The sequence below is a fragment of the Pseudomonas sp. E6002 genome (genome assembly GCF_013385565.1).
GTDB lineage: Bacteria > Pseudomonadota > Gammaproteobacteria > Pseudomonadales > Pseudomonadaceae > Aquipseudomonas.
On sequence record NZ_JACAPT010000013.1, the window covers coordinates 109013 to 132120 of the forward strand.

Consider the following 23108-nt stretch of genomic DNA (forward strand, 5'->3'; position numbering starts at 1 on the left):
CTGGCCCATGGCAGGCTTCCAGCCTCAAGTTTTATCTGGATACACGTTTTACCCTGGACAGGCGTTGGGCCGATTCCCGACATTGCCCAAGAATTTCGCAAGAAGACAAGTTCCCCAAGAGCCACAAAGAAGGTAGGACACCGTGAACCCGGTTATCAAAAAATTCCAGTTCGGTCAGTCGACCGTTACCCTCGAGACAGGCCGTATCGCCCGTCAAGCCTCCGGCGCAGTGCTGGTTACCGTTGACGACGACGTCACCGTATTGGTGACCGTTGTAGGCGCCAAGACCGCTGACCCAAGCAAAGGCTTCTTCCCTCTTTCCGTTCACTACCAGGAAAAGACTTACGCTGCAGGTAAGATCCCTGGTGGTTTCTTCAAGCGTGAAGGCCGTCCTTCCGAGAAAGAAACCCTGACTTCCCGACTGATCGACCGTCCGATCCGTCCGCTGTTCCCAGAAGGCTTCATGAACGAAGTGCAGGTTGTCTGCACCGTCGTTTCCACCAGCAAGAAGACCGATCCGGACATCGCTGCGATGATCGGTACCTCGGCGGCCCTGGCCATCTCCGGTATTCCTTTCGATGGCCCGATCGGCGCTGCCCGTGTTGCATTCCACGAAAGCACCGGCTACCTGCTGAACCCGACTTACGAACAACAGAAAGCTTCGAGCCTGGACATGGTCGTTGCCGGTACTTCGGAAGCCGTGTTGATGGTTGAATCGGAAGCCAAAGAGCTGACCGAAGACCAGATGCTGGGCGCTGTACTGTTTGCTCACGACGAGTTCCAGGTTGTGATCAACGCTGTCAAGGAACTGGCCGCTGAAGCTGCCAAGCCAACCTGGACCTGGGCTCCTCAGCCAGAAGCTACCGCACTGCTGGGCGCTATCCGCTCCGAGTTCGGCACCGCTATCTCCGACGCCTACACCATCACCATCAAGGCCGACCGTTACGCTCGCCTGGGTGAGTTGAAGGACCAGGTTGTTGCCAAGCTGTCCGGTGAAGAAGGCCAGCCTTCTTCCAGCGAAGTCAAAGCAGCCTTCGGCGAAATCGAATACCGCACCGTTCGCGAAAACATCGTTAACGGCAAGCCACGTATCGACGGCCGCGACACCCGCACCGTACGTCCGCTGAACATCGAAGTCGGCGTTCTGCCAAAAACCCACGGTTCGGCCCTGTTCACCCGTGGTGAAACCCAGGCCCTGGTTGTTGCAACACTGGGTACTGCCCGTGACGCACAGCTGCTGGACACCCTGGAAGGCGAGAAAAAAGACCCGTTCATGCTGCACTACAACTTCCCTCCATTCTCGGTAGGTGAGTGTGGTCGCATGGGTGGTGCTGGTCGTCGCGAAATCGGTCACGGCCGTCTGGCCCGTCGTTCTATTGCAGCCATGTTGCCTGCCGCCGACGTGTTCCCGTACACCATTCGTGTTGTGTCGGAAATCACCGAGTCCAACGGTTCCAGCTCCATGGCTTCGGTCTGCGGCGCTTCCCTGGCTCTGATGGATGCCGGCGTTCCGATGAAGGCACCGGTTGCCGGTATCGCCATGGGCCTGGTTAAAGAAGGCGAGAAGTTCGCCATCCTGACCGACATCCTGGGCGACGAAGACCACCTGGGCGACATGGACTTCAAAGTAGCCGGTACCGCCAAAGGTGTTACCGCGCTGCAGATGGACATCAAGATCAAGGGCATCACCGAAGAAATCATGGAAATCGCTCTGGGCCAAGCCCTGGAAGCGCGCCTGAACATCCTCGGTCAGATGAACCAGATCATTGGCCAGTCCCGTACCGAACTGTCGGAAAATGCTCCGACCATGATCGCGATGAAAATCGACACCGACAAAATCCGTGATGTTATCGGTAAAGGCGGCGCGACCATTCGTGCGATCTGTGAAGAGACCAAGGCTTCGATCGACATCGAAGACGACGGCTCGATCAAGATCTTCGGCGAAACCAAGGAAGCGGCTGAAGCGGCACGTCAGCGCGTCCTGGGTATCACTGCTGAAGCCGAGATCGGCAAGATCTACGTCGGTAAGGTTGAGCGCATCGTCGACTTCGGCGCATTCGTCAACATCCTGCCGGGCAAGGACGGTCTGGTTCACATCTCCATGCTGAGCGATGCTCGCGTTGAGAAAGTGACCGACATCCTGAAAGAAGGCCAGGAAGTGGAAGTGCTGGTACTGGACGTGGACAACCGCGGCCGTATCAAGCTGTCCATCAAGGACGTAGCAGCAGCCAAGGCTTCGGGCGTTTAATCACCCCGTCGCTGCAAGCTGAAAAAGGACTCTTCGGAGTCCTTTTTTTATGCCTGCGGGAAAGTGTCGCGAAATCAGGCGTTTAGCCATACCCCAAAAGCCGCAACTTGCATGCAGGCACGTTCGTCTTCATGCAAGTTGCACGATTCCGAAAATCACCTGTTTTCATAACGTATTGTTTTATAAGGATTTAATTGTTCGCATCGAGTTGGCACACTGTCTGCAATATCCCTGTTAACGCTGCAGCATCAAGGTTTACGTACTGCAGACTTTTAATAAAACAGGAGTTACTCGTATGAAGAAGTTCGCTCTCGCTACTGCTACCGCTCTGACCCTGGCCATGGGTGCTAACGTAGCCTTTGCTCAGACTTCCCAAGCCCCTATGACGCTGGCGGCCGGTGAAGTCACCAAGGCTAAAGAGTCCACTTCGGATACCTGGATCACCACCAAAGTCAAAGCTGACCTGCTGACCGAGAAAGGTATTCCTGGTTCGGACATTAAGGTTGAGACCAACAAAGGTGTGGTTTCCCTGTCCTCGACAGTTGCTATCTCTGACGCTCAGAAAGCTACTGCTGTAGCGATCACCAAGAAAATCAAAGGCGTAACCGCAGTTTCGGCTGACGGCCTGATGGCTGGCGGCGCTACCAAGGCTGATAACGTCGACAAAACCAAAAGCGCAGCTGCTGGTGCCAAAGAGTCCACCTCGGACACTTGGATCACCACCAAAGTGAAAGCTGACCTGGTAACCGAGAAAGGTATTCCTGGCACCGACATCAAAGTCGAAACCAACAAAGGTGTAGTTTCCCTGTCGTCGACCGTCGCAGTGACTGAAGCGCAGAAAACCACCGCGGTGAACATCACCAAGAAAATCAAAGGCGTTAAAGCTGTATCGGCCGACGGCCTGAAAGCAGAGTAACGCTTAACGAATCGCCTGAGCTAGGCGGAGGCGGCCACGAGCGAGTCTAGTTATCCGCTCAATGCACCTCACAGGTTCATGCGACCGACCACACGGATGTGGTCATTACAGGCCCCGGCACTTGTGTCGGGGCCTGTTCTATTGTGGGTAGAAAAGTGGGGAGGTCAGCGAGGCTCTTGTGGCGAGGGGGCTTGCCCCCTCGCCACAGGTGCTCAGCGGGTGCCGGTTTATTCGGCATCCAGATGCATCGGTGTTACCACCCGACCATCTTTCTCTGCTTCCCCAAGGTTTGCATCGATAAAGTAAACCCGCTCATCTTCCAGCTGCGCCTTGTCTACCAGGTAGTCCTTGATCGCGCTGGCGCGGTCCTGGCCCAGTTGGCGCAGCAACACGTCACTGCCACTCCAGAACTTGATCACACCGTCCCGCAGCTTGGCGGTGCGCTCGTCATTGCTCAGGTCTTTCCATTCGGCCGGAGGCTGTTGTTTCAGGCGGGTGCGGTAGATGCCTTCCAGCAGCGGCGCCTTTTCCTTTTCCGGTACTTCAAGCAGCGACGCCTGGGCCGGCACCTTGTCGCCACGGCGCTGGAGAATCTTGTAGTAGTTGTACTGGTATTCGCGTTCCAGCCGTTGTGCGGCCAAAAGCGGGCCGTCACTGCTGGCAGCGGCGGTGCCTTCGATCTCCAGGCGCAGCGCAGGGCGCTCCTTGAGGGCTTTGGCCAGGCTGTCGAGGGCCGACTGGGAGTCCTTGCTCAGCTCGCTGGAGCCTGCCGCAAACGACACGTTGCCAAGGTCTTGGGCACCACCACCGCTGATCAGGCCGCCAATGAACTTGAATGGCGCCGTGGCCGCACGTACTACCAGGTTGCGCAGGGTCTGCCAGACAATCGGCATGACGCTGAACTGCGGGTTGTTCAAGTCGCCGGTCACCGGCAGTTCGATCGAGATCTTGCCGTCGGAGTCCTTGAGCAGGGCTATCGCCAGGCGAATCGGCAGGTCCACGGCGTCGGCGCTGTCGACCTTCTCACCCAGTTGCAGTTGCTCGACCACCACCTTGTTTTCGGCCTTCAACTGGCCCTTGGTGATGACGTAATGCAGGTCCAGGTTGAGCCGACCCTTGCGGATGCGGAACCCGGCAAACTTGCCCGAGTATGGCGTCAGGGTGGTCAGTTCGACGCGTTTGAAGCTGGTGGCGATATCCAGTGCGGCCATCGGGTCAAACGGATTCACACTGCCCTTGATGGTGACCGGTGCATAACGGTCAACCTTGCCCTTGACGTCGACGCTCGCCGGTTTGGCCTGGCGACTGTCAATGGTGCCGATCTGGCCGTTGAGCTGCTGGATGGCCGTGGCGAAGTTCGGGGTCAGGCTGAAGTCGGCGAAGTTGGCCGAGCCGTCGTTGATCGCAATTTGACCAATATGAATGCCCAGGGGCTTCTCTTTGCTGGCCGCAGGTTTCGCCGCGGACTTGCCGGGGCTGTTGGCCGGCTGCGGGATCAGCAGGTCATCGATGTTGGTGGTGCGGTCATCGTTGATCATGAAGCGCGCATAGGGCTGCAACAGGTTGACCTTGTCGATCGACAGGCTGTCGCCATGTTGATAATTCACGCCTTCCAGCACCAGGCGCTGCCACTTCAGGAAGTCGCGGGTCTTCATGGTGTCCAGGGTGTGCAATTGATCGACCTGTGCCCGGCCAGTCACCTGGAACGCCAAAGGCTCGGTGCTTTTCAGGTTCACGTCGAGGTTGCTGCCGAGCATGCCGCTACGCAGTTCCAGGCGGATAAACGGGCTGATATACGACTGGGCGACGCGCAGGTCGATGTCCTTGGTATCCACTTTCAGCTTGGCGCTGACCGGGCTCAGGTTGACCTGGCCGGTCGCCTCGAGCTTGCCTTGTTTGCCTACGCCGGTATCGAGCTTGAGGGTAAAAGGGCTCTGGTTAAGGCTGTCGAAACCCTGCAGGTCAAGGTTCAGCGGCCCGACTTCCAGGGCGACTGCCGGTTTGGCCGAGCGGTCAGCCAGATGCACTTGATAGTCGCGCAGTTGCACGTCCTTGAGCAGCACTTGCCAAGGCTTGCTCGGTGCTGCCGGCGCAGGTTTTGGCGAGTCGGCGGTAGCGGGTGCGGTGGCTGGCTCTGCTGCGGGTGCAGTTGCAGGTTTGCTCGGTTGGCTGGCAAACAGCTTCTGCCAGTCCAACTGGCCGTCGGCTTCAAGGGCGGCCCAGGTTTCGAGTTTATTACTGCGGATCTTGCCGACGATCACTTGCTGCTTGGCCAGGTCCACGGTGGTTTCGCTGACGTCCAGCTTCTGCAGGCGCGCGAGCGGCCGGCCATCCGGTGCCTTGATCGCAAACGGCGCGACACTCAGGGCGACGTTGGTCAGGTTCAGCTCGGTTTCCTTGGCCAGGCTCATCTTGTAGTCGGTGCTGAAGTTGAGGATGCCGTCTTCCAGAACCAGCGGCACCGCATCACGCACATACGGCCACCAGACTTTCATCTTGCCGTCGGTAACCTTGAGTTTGCCCTCGGAGGCAATCGGGATGAGGCTGAAGTTACCGGTCCAGTCGATCTGCCCACCTTCGGGGCCTGCGGCAACCAGCGTCATATCAGCGTTGTCTTCGGGCAGCGTGCTGAGGTTTTTCAGCTCGAAATCCAGCTTGTCGTAGAGAAACTCGATCGGTTCGCTCGGGCGCAAATCCTGGAAGTGCACATAGCCGGCTGCCAGCTTGATGTTATCGATGCGCAGCGGAAACGGCTTGGCGTTGGGATCGGTGGGCGTTGGCTCGCTGGCTGGCAATTTGAACAGCTGCGCCAGGTTGAGCTGGCCGGATTTGTCGAACAGCAGCTCGGTCTTGGGCTTGTCGAGTTGTACGTCGGCCAGGTGCAGGGCGCGGGTCCACAGGCTGTCGATCTGCAGGTTGGCATAGAGGCGTTCAAAGGCCACTTGCTCCTTGCCCGGCTCACCGATATTCAGGCCCCACACGGTCAGTTCGAGGCTGAACGGGTTGAGCTCGATACGCTCGACACGCGCCGGCACCGTGGCGTAGTTGGCCAACTGTTGGTTGGCCACGCGAAGGGCAATACCGGGGAGAATCAGGAAGCCCAGCAAGCTGTACAGGGCAAGGGCGGTCAGCAAGGCGCCAGCGGCGCGAATCAATCCTTTGGGCATATGTGACGCCATCTATGTCAATCAAGAGTGCCTTGGAGTATGGCACGGGTTTACGGTTCCGAAGAGCCGGGCCTTTATTACTGCGCCCTGACCCTTTTGGGACAAGTCCTACAGTTGCAGGATCAGGGTCTTCAGCGGTGGTTGCTGGTCGTGGGACGGGAAGTCTGCGCCGGGTGTCATGACCTGCCAGTCGCGCACCGGGCGCCCGGCCTTTTCCGCGCAGCGCAGGACCTGGTCACGCCAGTCGTCCATGCCGACTTTCGCCAGGTTGTTGCAGCAGATCAGCACGCCGTTGTCGGCCGTGGCCAGCAGCGCCGGCTTGAGCAGGCTCTGGTAGTCGCGCAGCAGGTCGACCGTGCCGAAGGCGCTCTTGGCCCAGGCGGGCGGGTCGAGCAGTACCAGATCGTATTGACGCTGCTCCAGGCGCGGGTAACTCGGCAGCTTCTGCCCCCGACGCTGGCTGATGGGCAGGCCGGCCAGCTGGCGGATTGCCGGGAAGTAGTCGGACTGGATGAATTCCATCGTCGGCAATTGCGGGTTGAGCTGACCGTTTTCGCGACCGACCGCCAGGTTGCCCTCGGCAAAGTCCAGGTTGCACACCTCACGAGCGCCACCGGCAGCAGCACTCAGGCCTACGCCGCAGGTGTAGGCAAACAAGTTCAGCACGCTTTTGCCGGCGCTGTGTGCCTTGACCCAGCCGCGGGTGTTGCGCAGGTCCAGGAACAACAGCGGGTCTTGCCCGGCATGGCGGCCGCGCACGCGGTAATTGAGGCCCCATTCGTGGCCGACCAGGTCTTCCAGGGCTGCGGGTTCGGCACGGTACACCGTGTCTTCACGGTCGATGCGCGAGTTGCCCCGGGAACGGTCGTTGTAGACCAGCAGCAGTTCAAGCCCCAGGTGCTGGTTGATTGCTTGATGCAGGTGCAACAGGTCGTCGCTTTCCAGCGACTGGTGAAAACTCTGCACCAGCAGTTGCGGGCCGTAGCGGTCGATCGTCAGGCCGCCGGCGCCTTCCTGGCTGCCGTGGAACAGGCGATAGCAATCGGTACCTTGTGCATGCAGCTCGGCGAGCAGGTCCTGGCGATGATCGAGGGCGGCGCGCAGCGCCTGATTCAAGGAAGACATAGTGCGCGCCTTGCAGAGTAATTGGGGCGCGGGAGTTTAACAGTTATGGCTCCAGCAGGCCCATTCGCCTGTGGGCCCGCTGCACCGAACCATTGCGCATGGCCCAGCGCAACAACGGCGCGCTGCGCCTGACCCCGGCACGAATCATCTGGCGCTGGATCGGGCTTTGCTTCTGCCCGAGCATGTCGCTGGCCCAGTCCGGCAGCAGGTCGATACCGGCCTGCATCATCAGCGAGCCAAACGGCTTGGCCAGGGTGCTGGGAGACGGCGCATTGAGCAGCAGGCGCAGGACTTCGTGGCTGCGCTGGTCACACAGCAGTTGCGGACGAATACGCTCAAGGTAATCGGAAATTTCCTGGCGCGAACGCGGCACATGGCGCGCGCCCAATTGCTCGGCCACCAGGGCGATTTCGCTGTAGTACCGGTCTTGATCCCTCGCAGATAAATCCGGGTTGCGATAACGCAGGTGGGCCGCGAGAAAGTTGCTGACCTCCGCCACATGCACCCAGGTCAGCAACTCGGGATCACTGGCGGCATACGGTCGGCCGTCCGGTGCATGGCCGACCACTTGCAGGTGAATGGTGCGCACTTTCTCGATCAGCCATTCGGCGTCACGCCGCGAACCAAACGTGGTGCCGGAAATGAACTGCGAGGTGCGTCGTAACCGCCCCAGCATGTCCTGCCGAAAGTTCGAGTGGTCCCACACGCCGGCCAACGCCAGCGGGTGCAATGCCTGCAACATCAACGCGCTGATGCCGCCGATCAACATGCTGCTGAAGTCGCCATGGACCTTCCAGCTCACCGAGTTCGGCCCAAAGAGACCCGGATCGCCCTTGGGGTTCTCCAGGTCGAGTTGGCCCAGCGACAAGCCGGTCAGGCTCATCAGCTGGTTTTCGATGCGGCTGCGAATGAATTCCATGGGTTCCTAGCGGTTGAGGCGCTTGTCGATCAGGCCATCCACCACGCTCGGGTCGGCGAGGGTGGACGTATCCCCCAGGCTGTCCAGCTCGTTGCAGGCAATCTTGCGCAGGATCCGCCGCATGATCTTGCCTGAGCGGGTTTTCGGCAAGGCCGGCGCCCATTGAATCAGCTCGGGCTTGGCGAAGCTGCCGATTTCCTTGCTGACCAGGTCCAGCAGGTGTTTTTTCAGCGCGTCGTCGGGCTCGACGCCATTCATGGGCGTGACGAAGGCATAGATGCCCTGGCCTTTCACGTCGTGTGGATAACCGACCACCGCGGCTTCTGCGACCTGATCATGCAGCACCAGGGCGCTTTCGACTTCGGCGGTGCCGATGCGGTGCCCGGAAACGTTGATCACGTCGTCGATGCGGCCGGTGATCCAGTAGTCACCGTCCTCGTCGCGCCGCGCGCCGTCGCCGGTAAAGTAGTAGCCGGGGTAGGGTTTGAAATAGGTGTCGATCATCCGCTGCGGGTCGCCGTACACGCTGCGGATCTGCCCTGGCCAGCTGGATTTGATCGCCAGCACGCCGCTGCCGGCGCCACTGATTTCCTTGCCTTGCTCATCGAGCAGCACCGGCACCACGCCAAACATCGGCTGGGTGGCGCAGCCGGGCTTGATCCGCTGGGCGCTGACCAGCGGGCTGAGCATGATGCCGCCGGTTTCGGTCTGCCACCAGGTGTCGACAATCGGGCAGCGTTGTTCGCCCACGGCATTGAAGTACCAGTCCCAGGCTTCCGGGTTGATTGGCTCGCCGACACTGCCCAGCAGGCGCAGGCTGGCGCGGGAAGTGTTTTCCAGTGGGCCGTGGCCTTCCCGCATCAGCGCGCGTAACGCGGTCGGCGCGGTGTAGAAGATGTTGACCTTGTGTTTGTCGATCACCTGCCAGAACCGCGAGCTGTCCGGGTAGCTCGGCACGCCTTCGAACATCAGCGAGGTCGCACCATTGGCCAGTGGCCCGTACACGATATAGCTGTGGCCGGTGACCCAACCGACATCGGCGGTGCACCAGAACACTTCGCCTTCGCGGTAATCGAGCACGTACTTGAAGGTCATCGCAGCCTGCAGCAGGTAACCGCCGGTGGTATGCAACACACCTTTGGGTTTGCCGGTGCTGCCGGAGGTGTAGAGGATAAACAGCGGGTCTTCCGCATCCATCGGCTCGGGCGGGCAGTCGTCGCTGGCTGCATCCAGGGCCTGTTGATACTTGAGGTCGCGCCCTTCAGTCCAATTGACTGCCGCGCCAGTGCGCTGCACCACCAGTACCGTGCTGACACCCGGGCAACTGGCCAGAGCCTTGTCGACATTCTGTTTCAGCGCCACCGGCTTGCCGCCGCGCACGCCTTCATCGGCGGTGATCACCGTGCGGCAATCGGCGTCGAGAATGCGGTCGCGCAGGGCGTCCGGCGAGAATCCGCCAAACACCACCGAATGCACCGCACCAATCCGCGTACAGGCCAGCATCGCGTAGGCCGCCTCGGGAATCATCGGCATGTAGATACACACGCGGTCGCCTTTCTTTACGCCACGGCTTTTCAGCACGTTGGCCAGGCGGCTGACGTTTTGGTGGAGCTGGCGGTAGGTAATTTTGGAAGACGTCGCAGGATCATCGCCCTCCCAGATGAAGGCCGGCTGATCAGCGCGTTGCGCGAGGTGACGGTCGATGCAGTTGTAACTGACGTTCAGTTGGCCTCCGGCAAACCATTGCGCGGCGCCGGTCTTGATGTCGGATTTCTGGACGGTCTGCCAGGGCGTGGTCCAGTCGAGAAAACGCTTGGCCTGTTCGGCCCAGAACGTATCGGGTTGCTCGACGGATTGGCGGTAGAGGCGCTGGTAGTCCTCTTGACTGAGTTGCGCAGCCCGGCGGACGGCATCGGCGGTGGGGAACGTGCTGATATCGAACATGAGGGATCCTTATTCTTGTTTTTTGCGACAAGAGGGGAGCTTTGCGACCCTCGTAGGAGCTGGCTTGCCAGCGATTGCATCACTTCGGTATTGAGTTTCACCGAGGTGTTTGCATCGCTGGCAAGCCAGCTCCTACAAGGGTCCGCTCCCGCAGGTTCAGACCCTCATTGTAGTGCTGATACCATCAACCGCGGTGACGGCCGCGGAAGTAGTTGATCAACCCCTGGGTGGACGCGTCGTCCGCAGGCTGTTCTTCAGTGCCGGTCAGGCGGTTGTAGACGCCTTTGCCCAGCTCCTTGCCCAACTCCACGCCCCACTGGTCGAACGCGTTGATGCCCCAGATGACGCTTTGCACGAACACTTTGTGTTCATACATCGCCACCAGTGCGCCAAGACGGCGAGGGCTGATGCGTTCAACCACAATGGTGTTGCTCGGACGGTTGCCCGGGATCACCTTGTGCGGTGCCAGCTTCTGCACTTCGGCTTCGTCCATGCCCTTGTCGCGCAGCTCGGCTTCAGCTTCGGCGCGGGTCTTGCCGAGCATCAGGGCCTGGCTCTGGGACAGGCAGTTGGCGTACAGCCACTGATGGTGGTCGGAGACCGGGTTGAAGCTGACGATCGGCACGATGAAGTCGGCCGGGATCAGTTGGGTGCCCTGGTGCAGCAGCTGGTGGTAAGCATGCTGGCCGTTGCAGCCTACGCCGCCCCAGATAACCGGGCCGGTGTCGGTGGAAACCGGCGTACCGTCCTGGCGCACGCTCTTGCCGTTGGATTCCATGTCCAGCTGTTGCAGGTGCTTGGTGATGTTACGCAGGTAGTGATCGTACGGCAGGATTGCGTGGCTCTGCGCGCCCCAGAAGTTGCCGTACCACACGCCCAGCAGGCCGAGCAGCACCGGCATGTTCGCCTCGAATGGAGCGGTCTGGAAATGCTGGTCCATGGTGTAGGCGCCGGACAGCAGTTCCTTGAAGTTGGACATGCCGATGGCCAGCGCGATGGGCAGGCCGATGGCCGACCACAGCGAGTAACGACCGCCCACCCAGTCCCACATCGGGAAAATGTTCTCTTCGCGGATACCGAAGGCCACGGCCGCCGCGTTGTTGCTCGATACGGCGATGAAGTGGCGATACAGTTCGGCTTCCGAGCCACCCTGGGCCAGGTACCAGGCGCGGGCGGCCTGGGCGTTTTTCAGGGTTTCGAGGGTGTTGAAGGATTTTGACGAGACGATGAACAGCGTGGTCTCGGCGCGCAGCTTCATGGTCAGCTCGTGGAACTCGCTGCCGTCGATGTTCGCCAGGTAATGGCAGCGCACGCCTTTGTGGGCGTAGGACAACAGCGCTTCAGACACCAGCTCCGGGCCGAGGAACGAGCCACCGATGCCGATGTTCACCACGTCGGTGATCGGCTTCTCGGTGTAGCCACGCCACAGGCCGTCGTGGATGCGGCCGACCAAGTCAGTGATCTGGTTCAGCACCTTGTGCACGTCCGGCATGATGTTCACGCCGTTGACCGACAGCTTGTCACCCACCGGGCGACGCAGTGCGGTGTGCAGCGCCGGGCGGCCTTCGGAAGAGTTGACCGGCTCGCCGTTGAACAGCGACTTGATCGCGCCCTGAAGGTCGACTTCCTTGGCCAGGCCTACCAGCAGGTCGCGGGTTTCGCTGGTGATCAGGTTTTTCGAGTAATCGAGGAAAAGTCCGCAGCTGCTCAAGGTGAACTGGGTAAAGCGCTGGGGATCGGCATTAAAGGCTTCGCGCATGCTGAAATCCTGCATGGCTTGGCGATGTTGATTGAGCGCTTGCCAGGCGGGCAGAGCGGTAACGTCATGAGGAGTGCGGTAGTACGCCATCGCTGCGGGTTTCCTTTTTATTGCTGGGACTGCTTTTAGGACACTTGAAAGCCGGGAATGTCCTGTCTTTGTGAAGATGACAGGCTCCGGTCAACGCCAACGAAGAGCGTAGGGCGAATACATTAAACCTAGCGTGTCGATCTGTCTTGGCTTTGTCTGCGCTGTGGCCGGTACTTTTTTATACCGGCCGATCAGGCAGTGCAACAGGCGGGGTGTGCGGCGGGGTCAGTTCAGGTGCAGATGCAGGTTGTCGATCAGCCGGGTGGCGCCCAGGTAGGCGGCGACCAGGATCACCAGGTCCTTGTCTTCGGCGGTGGCCGGACGCAGGTGCAGGCCCTGGCGAACCTCCAGGTAGTCCATGCGAAAACCTGCCGCTTCGATCTGCTGGACCTGTGCGGCGCGCAGTTTGGCGAAGTCGCGGTCGCCCGCTTCAATGGCGGCGGCGATCTGGCTGAGGCTGCGGTACAGCACCGGTGCGATCGCGCGCTGTTCGTCGGTGAGGTAACCATTGCGCGACGACAGCGCGAGGCCGTCGTCGGCGCGCACGGTCGGCTCGCCGATAATCTGGATCGGCATGTTCAGGTCATGGACCATGGCGCGAATCACCGCCAGTTGCTGGTAGTCCTTCTGGCCAAAGATCGCCAAGTCCGGCTGGACCATGTTGAACAGCTTGCTGACCACCGTGGCCACGCCTTCAAAATGCCCGGGCCGGCTGGCGCCGCACAGGCCTTCGGACAGTTGCGGCACGCTGACGCGAGTCTGGCCGGCCATGCCGTCGGGGTACATCTCCTCGACGGTCGGGGCGAACAACAGGTTGCAACCGGCTTGAAGCAGCTTTTCCTGGTCAGCCGCCAGGGTGCGCGGGTACTTGTCCAGATCTTCGCCGGCGCCAAATTGCAGCGGGTTGACGAAAATGCTCGCCACCACGAAGTCCGCTTGTTGCGCAGCCTTGGTGACCAGCGTGGCATGGCCGCTGTGCAGGTTGCCCATGGTGGGCACGAAGCCGATGCGCTTGCCCGCACTGCGGGCATGGGTGACGGCGGCGCGCAGTTCGCGCACGGTCTTGACGGTGTTCATGCGGAGAATCCGTGTTCGGCGCCCGGGAAGGTGACGGCTTTGACTTCGCTGACGTAGGCGGCGAGGGCTGATTGGATACTGTCCTGGCCCGCCATGAAGTTCTTCACGAACTTGGGTACGCGGCCGGTAAGGGACAGGCCCAGCATGTCATGCAGTACCAATACCTGGCCGTCTGTGGCAGAACCGGCGCCGATACCGATCACCGGTACTTTAACGGCCTGGGTGATTTCCGCTGCCAGCTCGCTTGGCACGCATTCGAGCAGAATCATGCACGCCCCGGCCTGTTCAAGGGCGATGGCATCGGCCCGCATCTGGCGCGCCTGGGCTTCGCCGCGGCCTTGTACCTTGTAGCCGCCGAGGATATTCACTGACTGTGGCGTCAGGCCCATGTGCGCGCAAACCGGCACGCCGCGTTCAGCCAGCAAACGAATTGACTCGGCGAGCCAGGCGGCACCTTCAACCTTGATCATGTGTGCACCGGCACGCATCAGTTGAGCACTGTTGGTCAGGGTCTGTTCGATGGTGGCATCGGCCATGAAGGGCAGGTCGGCAATGATGAAGGCGCCTTCGTTGCCGCGTTTGACGCAGGCCGTGTGGTAAGCGATTTCATCGTTGGTGACGGGCAGGGTGCTGTCATTCCCTTGTAGAACCATGCCCAGGGAGTCCCCCACCAGCAACACTTCAACTCCTGCCTGGCTGCTGGCCTGGGCAAAAGTGGCGTCGTAGCAGGTCAGCATGGTGATCTTTTCACCTTTGAGCTTGAGGCTCTGCAAGGTGCTCAGGGTAACGTTTGGCATGAAAAGGGTCCTCATTCAGGCGCTTGGAAACAGCGAGTAACGCGCGTGAGTCTTCGTTTATACAGGCGCACTTTCTTAAGGATCAGTGCTTATAAGGCCTGGATTGCGCCCTTTAGCGCCGGGTAGGCGGCAGCGGGACGCCTATAGTCGTGAGGAGGACTCTGGAAGTCAATTGGATGTGTTACCGCATTGTTACGGCGGTGGTGTTACCGCTGTTACTGATGCGATTCAGCAGTAAATGATGCGTAGTAAATGCAGGAGCGAGCTTGCTCGCGAAGGTCGTCAATGATGACGCGGGAAGCCTGGCGCCCAGCGGTGTTCTCAGGTTTTTCGCGAGCAAGCTCGCTCCTACAGGTTTGAAGGCAGGCGTTCCAGGCCGACAAACGGGCAGGCATCCAGCAGGTCGCCGAGCAGGCGGCCATCGGCCAGTTGCAGGCTGGCCGGGGCCAGTTCTGCCAGCGGGTAAAGCACGAACGCCCGCAGGTGCATTTGATAGTGCGGCACCTTCAGGCGTGGCTCGTCGATCAGCCGGTCGCCAAACACCAGGATATCCAGGTCCAGGGTGCGCGGGCCCCAACGCTCAAGACGCTCGCGGCCCTGGTCATTCTCGATGGCTTGCAGCGCATCGAGCAGTTCCAGTGGTGCAAGCGCGCTGTCCAGGGCCGCGACCGCATTGGTATAGCGCGGCTGGCCCGGGAGCAGGGAATCACTTTGATAGAAGGCGGAGACGCCCGCCAGCGTGGTGTCCGGCAATTGCGCGAGGGCCTCGATGGCGTCGCGCAATTGTTGTTCAGGGGCAGCCAGGTTGCTGCCCATGCCGACGTAGATACGTTCCACGTGCTTACTCGCCCGACGCGCTCGATGAATCGCCAGCGCTGCGTTTGCGCTTGCTGCCACTGCTGCGGCGACGTTTTTTCGGGCCATCGCCGGTGGCTTCGCCTTTGCTGCTGAGCTCTTTGATCATCTCGCGGCGCTGGCTGTCGTTGGCGTCCTGGTAGTCGGTCCACCATTCGCCCAGGCCGTCGGTCTGCTCGCCGGCGCTTTCGCGCAGCAGCAGGAAGTCATAGCCGGCACGGAAGCGCGGGTTGTCCAGCAGCAGGTCGGCGCGTTTGCCGCTGCGGCGTGGCAGGCGCTCCTGCATGTCCCAGATCTCGCGGATCGGCATGGTGAAGCGTTTCGGGATGGCGATGCGCTGGCATTGCTCGGCGATCAGCTCGTGAGCGGCTTCCTGCATGGCCGGAATTGCCGGCATGCCACGGTCTTGCAAGCGCATGACGCGTTTTGGAAGCGCTGGCCACAACAGGGCGGCGAACAGGAACGCCGGGGTTACCGGTTTGTTCTGCTTGATGCGCAGGTCGGTGTTGATCAAGGCTTCGCTGATCAGCGTGTGGGTGTAGGTCGGGTTGTACTCCAGTGCTTCGGCGCTGGCCGGGAACAGTGGGTCGAACAACTGCAGGTCAACCAGCATTTCGAAGGTATCGGCGGCATAGCCGGAGAGGAACAACTTGAGCACCTCTTCGAACAGGCGTGCCGAGGGGATTTCCCGCAGCATCGGCGCCAGGTCGCGAATCGGCGCGGCCGTGTGCTTCTCGATGCCGAAGTTCAGCTTGGCGGCAAAACGCACGGCCCGCAGCATGCGCACCGGGTCTTCCTGGTAGCGTTGCGTCGGGTCGCCGATAAGGCGCAGCAGGTTGTTGCGGATGTCGTGTACGCCATTGGCGTAATCGAGGATGCGCTCGCTGACCGGATCGTAATACAGGGCATTGATGGTGAAGTCGCGGCGCTGCGCGTCTTCTTCCAGGGTGCCGTAGACGTTGTCCCGCAGGATGCGCCCGCTTTCGTTGCGGGAAGACTGGTTAGTGTCTTCTTCTTCATCGTTTTGCGGATGGTTGGCGCGGAAGGTCGCGACCTCGATGATCTCGCGACCAAAGTGGATGTGCACCAACTTGAAGCGCCGGCCGATGATCCGCGCATTGCGGAATTCGGCACGCACTTGTTCCGGCGTGGCGCTGGTGGCGACGTCGAAATCCTTGGGAGTGATATTGAGCAACATGTCGCGCACGCAACCGCCAACCAGGTAGGCCTGGTAGCCGGCGTTCTGCAAACGTTCGACAATGTTCACCGCATAACGGCTGAACTGGGCGCGTTGCAGCGAATGCTGGCTGCTATTGAGCACTTCAGGCGTGCTGCGTTTGTGTTGCGTACGACGCAAGGGAGAACGGAATGACTGGAACAACTTCTTCAGCATGGGATGCACTGTTTGAAGGAATGTTCGGCCATAACGAAGAATGACCGCATGATGGGCCGGGATTCTAGCATTTAGTCAGGGGATGGTGTAGGAACTAGCTGCAAGGCTTGAGCCAGAAGCTTAAAAGAAGGGTGGCAAGTGCCAAATCGCAGAAACTACAAGGGGAGCCGAAGCTCCCCCAGAAGTAGTTGCGTGCTCTATTTTTATTATTGGTTTCGGGCTTCTTGTTTTTGTTGATCGCCCTCGCCATGAAGCTTCACCTTCATGACACTCCCAATCGGGAGCCAAGAGCAAACGGATTGCTTTGGTCGCTGTGTTGCTGATCTACGATCCAACCAGTTCAGGCTCTGCCTTAGGGCAGTTTTTGTTGTTCTCGGCCTGGTTGCGGGGCAAGCCCCAAATGCAACGCCTCTCCAAAAGAATCAGTTAGCTGCGCCTCCGCCGTGTTGTTTTTGTTATGCGTGAGTCGATTCGTCTTATTTTTATTGTCTTGTACATTTGCTTGTTATTGTTTTTGTACTAAGCATATAGCAGGGTGCGTGCCAACTTTTGCGAGGCCCAGCAAAATAAGGGGTTCGGGGCGTTTTCGGGTTTTTTGTAGGCGAAAAAAAGCCGGGGCTTCGTTACCGTAAGCCCCGGCTTTTGTTACGTGAAAAATCAGCGGTAACAGTTTTTTCACATCTGCGGGTGTTACCTGTGGGGGCGACCCACTCAGCTTTCGCTGGCAACCCCGGTCTTGCGCCGCGGGATACCCAGGCGCTGGCGCCGTTCCCACAGGCATTTACGGCTGACGCCCAGTTTGCGCGCCAGTTCGGTCTCGGTCATGTGGTCCTGGTGCTCCAGCACGAAATGCTGGAAGTAATCTTCCAGTGACAAATCTTCCGTCGGCTCGTGGCTGTTGTTACTGCCGCCACCTTGCTGCGGTGGCAAACCGATGAAGTCATCATCATCCAGGTCGCTGAGCTCGATATCGATCCCCAGCAGCTCGGCGGAAATTTCCGGGCTCTCCGACAGAATCACCGCACGCTCTACCGCGTTTTCCAGCTCCCGCACGTTACCCGGCCAGGAGTAGTGACGAATCGCCTGCTCGGCATCGGCAGCAAACTTCAGGTCGGTACGGTTGATTCGCGCACTCTGGCGCGCCAGGAAGGCCGTGGCGATTTCGTTGACGTCGGCGCCGCGCTCACGCAGGGCCGGCAGTTTGAGAGCGATCACGTGCAGGCGGTAATAAAGGTCTTCACGGAACTGGCCAATCTTGGCCAGGCTCTTCAGGTCACGGTGAGTGGCCGCAATCAGTCGTACGTCGACCTTCTGCGACTGTACCGAACCGACGCGGCGTATTTCGCCTTCCTGGAGTACCCGCAGCAAGCGTGCCTGGGCTTCCAGCGGCAGCTCGCCAATCTCGTCGAGGAACAGCGTGCCGCCGTCGGCGGCTTCAACCAAACCCGCACGGCCAGCACTGGCGCCGGTAAAGGCGCCTTTTTCATGGCCGAACAATTCGGATTCGATCAGGGATTCGGGGATCGCCGCGCAGTTCACCGAGATCATCGGTGCCTTGGCGCGCTTGGACAGGTTGTGCAGGGCACGGGCCACCAGTTCTTTACCGGTACCGGACTCGCCCTGGATCAGTACATTGGAGTCGGTTGGCGCTACTTTGCGGATCTTGCTGTAAAGGTCCTGCATGGGTGGGCAGGAGCCGATGATGCCGATTTCGCCGTTACTGTTATCAATACCGGGTTTTTCAGAACCATTGGCGGCCTTGCCCGCTGCCGGGCGTTCAGCCGGTGCGCTGCTGGCCGATTGACGGTCACGCAGGATGCGCGCTACGGCCTGGAGCATTTCGTCGTGGTCGAAGGGCTTGGCAATGTAGTCCACCGCGCCCATCTTCATGGAGTCCACGGCCGAGCGCAGGCTGGCGTAGCTGGTCATGATCAGCACCGGAGTGCCTTGGCCGAGCTTGATCAGCTCGGTGCCGGGGGCGCCTGGCAAACGCAGGTCACTGACGATCAGGTCGAACGTGGGAATGCTGAAACGCTCTTGGGCTTCCTGCACCGAGCCGGCTTCGCTGACCTGGTACTGATTACGTTCAAGCAGGCGACGCAAGGCAGAGCGGATAATGGTTTCGTCTTCGACGATCAAAATGTGCGGCATTGATTCAACTCTCTCGACGGTCTCAGTTCACAGCGGACGTCGCTTCGACATGACGCGGCAAGGTCACCCGAATACGGGTGCCGCGTTGGCTTTCGGTGTCAGCCGGGCTGTCGATGGTGATTTGTCCATAATGCTCTTCAACGATGGAATAGACCAGTGCAAGGCCCAGACCGGTACCTTCACCCGGATCCTTGGTGGTGAAGAAGGGTTCGAACAATCGATCCATGATGTTCTGTGGAATGCCGCTGCCTTCGTCCTCGACGATCAGATCGACCGTGTGCTCGAAAGCCTCGCTCTTGACCCGTACTGCGCTGCCGGCCGGCGATGCGTCGCGGGCGTTGGACAGCAGGTTGATCAGCACTTGGGCCAGGCGTTGTGAATCACCGTCGACCCAGTGTTCCGGGTCGCACAGGTTGAAGAACTGTACTTCGAAATTGCGCCGGTTCAAGGCCAGCAGCCCAATGGCATCCTGGGCCACTTCGGCCAGGCACACCGCCTCGTCGTGATTCTGATGGGCGCCCGCGTGGGCAAAGCTCATCAGCGACTGCACGATGCGCGAAACACGCTTGGTCTGCTCGAGAATCTGCCCGCTGATTTCGATGATTTCGCCGTCTTCTTCGCGCTCTTCCCGCAGGTTTTGCGCGAGGCAGGCGATACCGGTGATCGGATTGCCGATTTCATGGGCCACACCCGCGGCCAGGCGCCCGATGCTGGCCAGGCGCTCGGAGTGCACCAGCTTGTCTTCGAGCATCTGGGTTTCGGTCAGGTCTTCCACCAGCAGCACCAGGCCGCTGTTGCCGGGCGCCAGTGGCTCGTCGATGGCGGCCTTGTGCAGGTTGAGCCAGCGGGTCTGGCCATCCAGGGCCAGGTGCTGTTTGTGCAAGTGTTCGTCGGGCAGGTTGATGAAGCCCTGGAGCAATTCTTTCCACGGGTCGCCAATGGTGTTCAGGCGCGAGCCCACCACACGTTGGGCGGCGATGCCGGTGAGCTCTTCCATGGCCTTGTTCCACATCAGGATCTCTTGATCCTTGGCCAGGGAGCAGACGCCCATCGGCAGTTCCTGCAACGTCTGGCGGTGATAGCGGCGCAGGGCGTCGAGTTCGGCGGCAAGGCCGGTGAGGCGGGAGTGGTAATCCTCCAGCCGGCTCTCGATGAAGTGGATGTCTTCGGTCACGTAGTTTTCGCCGCCGGCCTTGTAAGGCAGGAAGGTCTCGACCATGTCCTGGGACACGCTCGGGCCCATCAGGCCGGAAAGGTTGGCTTCGATACGGTCCCGCAGGCGGCGCAGGGCGTAAGGCCGGCGCTCGTCGAACGGCAGGTAGAGATCGCGCAGGGCCTGCTCGACCTCCTTTTGTGCGGCCTTGGCGCCCAGCGGCTTGGCCAGTTGCGTGGCGAATTCCTGGGGTGAGGCCGCGTGCAGTTCGCGGCGTTGCGGGCGACGGACGTTGTCCACTGCGCAGGCTTCGGCGGCGCTGGTTTCTTCGGGGCTGGCGTTGGTGAACAGCGAGATCAGGGTGAACATCAGCACGTTGGCCGCCAGCGAGGCAATTGCCGCCATGTGCCAACTGGTGTCATCCAGCACGTAGATCATGTTCAGCAGCGGGATGTAGAAGCCCTGCAGGTTGCCCACCAGCGGCAGCAGCATGGTCACGGTCCATACCAGGATCCCGGCGAGCAAACCGGCGATAAAGCCTCGGCGGTTGGCGGTCGGCCAGTACAGCACCGACAGCACGCCCGGCAGGAACTGCAAGGTGGCAACGAAGGCAACGATGCCCAGGTTGGCCAGGTCCTGTTCTGCACCCAGCAACAGGTAGAAGCCATAGCCGGCCATGATGATCGCGACGATCAGGGCCCGGCGGGTCCATTTCAGCCAGCGGTAGATATTGCCTTCGGCCGGCGGCTGGTAGAGCGGCAGCACCAGGTGATTCAGCGCCATCCCCGACAGCGCCAGGGTACTGACGATGATCAGCCCGCTGGAGGCCGATAATCCGCCGACATAGGCCAGCAATGCGAGGGATTTGCTGTTGGCGGCAATACCCACGCCCAGCGTGAAGTATTCGGGATTGGTGGTGGCGCCAAGTTTCAGGCCGGCCCACAGGATCAGCGGCACCGCCAGGCTCATCAACAGCAGGAACAGCGGCAAGCCCCAGCTGGCGCTGACCAGCGAGCGCGGGTTGAGGTTTTCGGTGAAGGTCATGTGGTACATGTGCGGCATCACAATCGCCGAGGCGAAGAACACCAATAGCAGCGTGCGCCATGGGCCTTCCTGCAACGGCGTGTGCAGTGCGGCCAGGGCGGTCTGGTTTTGCAGCAGCCACAGTTCCAGCTGTTGCGGGCCATCGAATACGCCATACAACGCGTAAAGACCGACACCGCCGATGGCGATCAGCTTGATCACCGATTCAAACGCGATCGCAAACACCAGTCCTTCATGTTTCTCACGGGTGGCGATATGCCGTGAGCCGAAGAAAATCGTGAACAGAGTGATCAGTGCGCAGAAGCTCAATGCCACGCGGTGTTGCACCGGTTCGCGGGTGAGGATGCTGATGGAGTCGGCCACGGCCTGGATCTGCAATGCCAGCAACGGCAGCACGCCGATCAGCATGAAAATCGTGGTCAGCGCACCGGCCCAGGTACTGCGAAAACGGAACGCAAACAGGTCGGCCAGGGACGACAACTGATAGGTGCGGGTGATTTTCAGGATCGGATACAACAGCACCGGCGCCAGCAAAAACGCGCCGGACACCCCAAGATAACTGGACAGAAAGCCGTAACCGTACTGATAGGCCAGGCCCACGGTGCCATAAAACGCCCAGGCACTCGCGTACACGCCCAAGGACAAGGTGTAGGTCAACGGATGGCGAATGATCGCCCGCGGAATCATCCCGCGTTCACTGATCCAGGCTACCCCGAACAACGCGGCCAGGTAGGCGGCGCTGATCAGCAGCATCTCGGTCAGGCTAAAGCTCATCGGCATCTTTTTGGCTCTGCAGGATGAAAGTCACGACGATCAGAATCAGCCAAAGCAGATAGGGCCGGTACCAGGCGCCTGTGGCGTCGATCCACCAATCCATGATGGCGGGAGAAAACAGGTAGATCCCGACGACCAGCAGCAGGACCAATCGATAGATGTACATGTTGGCCTCTGATTGAAAAACTGCGGCGATGGTAACGGATGGCTCGCAAGCTGCAAGCGCCTTCAGCGCAATTGCGCTTCGGCCAGCGTGAGTGTGCGCGGGATCTGTGTGGCATCCCAGTGTTCAATGCCCCAATCCAGCAGTTCCCGTGGGCTGGCGTGGTGCAGTTCGTCGCCCGCCGGCTGGCCCAGGGCGCGCAGTGCTCTTAACAGCAAAGGCGTGGCCTGGTCAGTGGTCAAGGGCGGTGAGCGGTAGGATTTGCCCAGCTTGTTACCGTCCGGCTGGATGATCAGCGGCACATGCAGGTAACGCGGTTGGCGCAGGCCCAGCAATTCTTGCAGATACAGTTGGCGCGGCGTGGAGTCGAGCAGGTCGGCGCCACGCACGATGTCGGTCACACCTTGCCAGGCATCATCGAGGACTACCGCCAGTTGGTAGGCATACAGGCCGTCGCGACGGCGGATGATGAAGTCGCCTACGTCGCGACCCAGATGCTGTCGGAATTCGCCTTGTACGCGGTCGGTAAAGTGGTACTCCAGCTCCGGTACTCGCAGGCGGATGGCGGCATCTTGCTGGTCATGCCCGGCATTGCGGCACAGTCCCGGATAAATCCCGTTATAGGGCTCCAGTTGCTTGCGTGAGCAGGTGCAGGCGTAGGCCAGGCCATGATTGAACAGGCGGTTGAGCACTTCAGCGTAGGCATCGTGCCGCTCGCTTTGTCGGACCAACTCCCCGTCCCATTCAAAACCATAGCGTTCCAGGGCATTCAGGATGGCGGCCTGGGCGCCGGGTTCTTCCCGTGGCGGGTCGAGGTCTTCCATGCGCATCAGCCAGCGGCCTTGATTGGCACGGGCGTCGAGGTAGGAGGCGAGGGCGGCGACCAGGGAACCGAAGTGCAGGTGTCCGCTGGGCGTGGGGGCGAAACGCCCGATATAGGAGGAGGCTGTCATGGGCCGGATATTACTGGAAAACCAGCAAACGCCAGAAACAAAAATGGGGCGTTCGCACGCCCCATTTGTCCAGCCCGGCAGTGATTACTTGCCGACCTGTTTTTCCTTGATTTCAGCCAAGGTCTTGCAGTCCACGCACAGGTCGGCGGTAGGACGCGCTTCCAGGCGGCGAATACCGATCTCGACGCCGCAGGACTCGCACCAGCCGTACTCTTCGTCTTCGATGAGTTGCAGGGTCTTGTCGATCTTCTTGATCAGCTTGCGCTCGCGATCACGGGCGCGCAGTTCAAGGGCGAACTCTTCTTCCTGGCTGGCACGGTCTGCCGGGTCCGGGAAGTTGGCCGCTTCGTCCTTCATATGGTCAACGGTACGGTCAACCTCTTGCATCAAGTCCTGTTTCCACTGCTTCAGGATCTTGGAGAAGTGTTCGCGCATGGGCTTGCCCATGTATTCCTCACCCTTCGCCTCGACGTAGGGTTGGAAGCCGCTGATGCTCTGTTGCTTTGCTTGGGTGGGCATGAATGGACCGCCTCTCACTCTTCTAATCCATTGCGCAGGATTGCAACATCACCGACACCTG

16 protein-coding genes are annotated in these 23108 nt (G+C 60.3%); 2 read left to right on the plus strand and 14 right to left on the minus strand.

The window, feature by feature from the left end; all coding sequences use genetic code 11:
* Window positions 1-142: 142 nt before the first annotated feature.
* Window positions 143-2248, plus strand: coding sequence for a polyribonucleotide nucleotidyltransferase (gene pnp / locus HX815_RS13235; RefSeq protein WP_003212180.1), 2106 nt, complete (start codon window positions 143-145; stop codon window positions 2246-2248).
* A gap of 295 nt (window positions 2249-2543) precedes the next feature.
* Entirely contained in the window at window positions 2544-3164 is a 621-nt protein-coding gene (locus HX815_RS13240) for a BON domain-containing protein (RefSeq protein WP_003212178.1), read from the plus strand.
* A gap of 227 nt (window positions 3165-3391) precedes the next feature.
* On the opposite strand, the gene HX815_RS13245 is transcribed toward HX815_RS13240, so the two are convergent.
* The 14 genes from HX815_RS13245 to dksA all read right to left on the minus strand — a co-directional run bounded on the left by HX815_RS13245 (window position 3392) and on the right by dksA (window position 23047).
* On the minus strand, window positions 3392-6331 hold the full coding sequence (locus HX815_RS13245) for a DUF748 domain-containing protein (protein WP_177028386.1): 2940 nt from the start codon (window positions 6329-6331) through the stop codon (window positions 3392-3394).
* A gap of 108 nt (window positions 6332-6439) precedes the next feature.
* Window positions 6440-7456 (minus strand): class I SAM-dependent rRNA methyltransferase, encoded by a 1017-nt coding sequence (locus HX815_RS13250; protein WP_102368082.1) that lies wholly within the window; start codon window positions 7454-7456, stop codon window positions 6440-6442.
* A gap of 43 nt (window positions 7457-7499) precedes the next feature.
* Window positions 7500-8375, minus strand: a complete 876-nt coding sequence (locus tag HX815_RS13255; RefSeq protein ID WP_102604509.1) for an oxygenase MpaB family protein — start codon at window positions 8373-8375, stop codon at window positions 7500-7502.
* A gap of 6 nt (window positions 8376-8381) precedes the next feature.
* The gene (acs, locus tag HX815_RS13260; protein ID WP_177028387.1) at window positions 8382-10319 is read right to left on the minus strand and encodes an acetate--CoA ligase; all 1938 of its coding nucleotides are present in this window, start codon (window positions 10317-10319) and stop codon (window positions 8382-8384) included.
* Between the two features lie 184 nt (window positions 10320-10503).
* Window positions 10504-12168: a glucose-6-phosphate isomerase gene (pgi, locus tag HX815_RS13265; RefSeq protein ID WP_003212168.1), complete on the minus strand. Its 1665-nt coding sequence runs from the start codon at window positions 12166-12168 to the stop codon at window positions 10504-10506.
* A 225-nt stretch (window positions 12169-12393) separates the two neighbouring features.
* The gene (gene panC / locus HX815_RS13270; protein ID WP_003212166.1) at window positions 12394-13245 is read right to left on the minus strand and encodes a pantoate--beta-alanine ligase; all 852 of its coding nucleotides are present in this window, start codon (window positions 13243-13245) and stop codon (window positions 12394-12396) included.
* Window positions 13242-14042, minus strand: coding sequence for a 3-methyl-2-oxobutanoate hydroxymethyltransferase (gene panB, locus HX815_RS13275; RefSeq protein WP_008436874.1), 801 nt, complete (start codon window positions 14040-14042; stop codon window positions 13242-13244). The genes panC and panB overlap by 4 nt, the downstream gene beginning before the upstream one ends.
* A 348-nt stretch (window positions 14043-14390) precedes the next feature.
* Window positions 14391-14879 carry a 2-amino-4-hydroxy-6-hydroxymethyldihydropteridine diphosphokinase gene (folK, locus tag HX815_RS13280; protein ID WP_003212163.1) on the minus strand — a complete coding sequence of 163 codons (489 nt, stop codon included), beginning with the start codon at window positions 14877-14879 and terminating at the stop codon, window positions 14391-14393.
* Between the two features lie 4 nt (window positions 14880-14883).
* Window positions 14884-16290: a polynucleotide adenylyltransferase PcnB gene (locus HX815_RS13285; protein WP_003212161.1), complete on the minus strand. Its 1407-nt coding sequence runs from the start codon at window positions 16288-16290 to the stop codon at window positions 14884-14886.
* A gap of 711 nt (window positions 16291-17001) precedes the next feature.
* Window positions 17002-18441, minus strand: coding sequence for a sigma-54 dependent transcriptional regulator (locus tag HX815_RS13290; protein WP_003212159.1), 1440 nt, complete (start codon window positions 18439-18441; stop codon window positions 17002-17004).
* A gap of 22 nt (window positions 18442-18463) precedes the next feature.
* Entirely contained in the window at window positions 18464-21418 is a 2955-nt protein-coding gene (locus tag HX815_RS13295) for a sensor histidine kinase (RefSeq protein ID WP_023659379.1), read from the minus strand.
* Entirely contained in the window at window positions 21402-21578 is a 177-nt protein-coding gene (locus tag HX815_RS13300; RefSeq protein WP_003176118.1) for a hypothetical protein, read from the minus strand. Before HX815_RS13300 ends, HX815_RS13295 begins: the two co-directional genes overlap by 17 nt.
* Window positions 21579-21640: 62 nt before the next feature.
* Complete coding sequence (gene gluQRS / locus HX815_RS13305; RefSeq protein ID WP_177028388.1) at window positions 21641-22528, minus strand: tRNA glutamyl-Q(34) synthetase GluQRS; 888 nt, start codon at window positions 22526-22528, stop codon at window positions 21641-21643.
* An 84-nt stretch (window positions 22529-22612) separates the two neighbouring features.
* Entirely contained in the window at window positions 22613-23047 is a 435-nt protein-coding gene (gene dksA / locus HX815_RS13310) for an RNA polymerase-binding protein DksA (protein WP_003212154.1), read from the minus strand.
* Window positions 23048-23108 lie beyond the last annotated feature (61 nt).

Excerpts from the sequence above, each read along its gene's own strand:
- panC (WP_003212166.1), bottom strand. The coding sequence starts at position 13,245 with ATGAACACCGTCAAGACCGTGCGCGAACTGCGCGCCGCCGTCACCCAT.
- HX815_RS13300 (WP_003176118.1), bottom strand. The coding sequence starts at position 21,578 with ATGTACATCTATCGATTGGTCCTGCTGCTGGTCGTCGGGATCTACCTG.
- HX815_RS13255 (WP_102604509.1), bottom strand. The coding sequence starts at position 8,375 with ATGGAATTCATTCGCAGCCGCATCGAAAACCAGCTGATGAGCCTGACC.
- HX815_RS13285 (WP_003212161.1), bottom strand. The coding sequence starts at position 16,290 with ATGCTGAAGAAGTTGTTCCAGTCATTCCGTTCTCCCTTGCGTCGTACG.
- pgi (WP_003212168.1), bottom strand. The coding sequence starts at position 12,168 with ATGGCGTACTACCGCACTCCTCATGACGTTACCGCTCTGCCCGCCTGG.
- HX815_RS13240 (WP_003212178.1), top strand. The coding sequence starts at position 2,544 with ATGAAGAAGTTCGCTCTCGCTACTGCTACCGCTCTGACCCTGGCCATG.
- HX815_RS13245 (WP_177028386.1), bottom strand. The coding sequence starts at position 6,331 with ATGCCCAAAGGATTGATTCGCGCCGCTGGCGCCTTGCTGACCGCCCTT.
- HX815_RS13295 (WP_023659379.1), bottom strand. The coding sequence starts at position 21,418 with ATGCCGATGAGCTTTAGCCTGACCGAGATGCTGCTGATCAGCGCCGCC.
- panB (WP_008436874.1), bottom strand. The coding sequence starts at position 14,042 with ATGCCAAACGTTACCCTGAGCACCTTGCAGAGCCTCAAGCTCAAAGGT.
- HX815_RS13250 (WP_102368082.1), bottom strand. The coding sequence starts at position 7,456 with ATGTCTTCCTTGAATCAGGCGCTGCGCGCCGCCCTCGATCATCGCCAG.
- gluQRS (WP_177028388.1), bottom strand. The coding sequence starts at position 22,528 with ATGACAGCCTCCTCCTATATCGGGCGTTTCGCCCCCACGCCCAGCGGA.
- dksA (WP_003212154.1), bottom strand. The coding sequence starts at position 23,047 with ATGCCCACCCAAGCAAAGCAACAGAGCATCAGCGGCTTCCAACCCTAC.
- HX815_RS13290 (WP_003212159.1), bottom strand. The coding sequence starts at position 18,441 with ATGCCGCACATTTTGATCGTCGAAGACGAAACCATTATCCGCTCTGCC.
- acs (WP_177028387.1), bottom strand. The coding sequence starts at position 10,319 with ATGTTCGATATCAGCACGTTCCCCACCGCCGATGCCGTCCGCCGGGCT.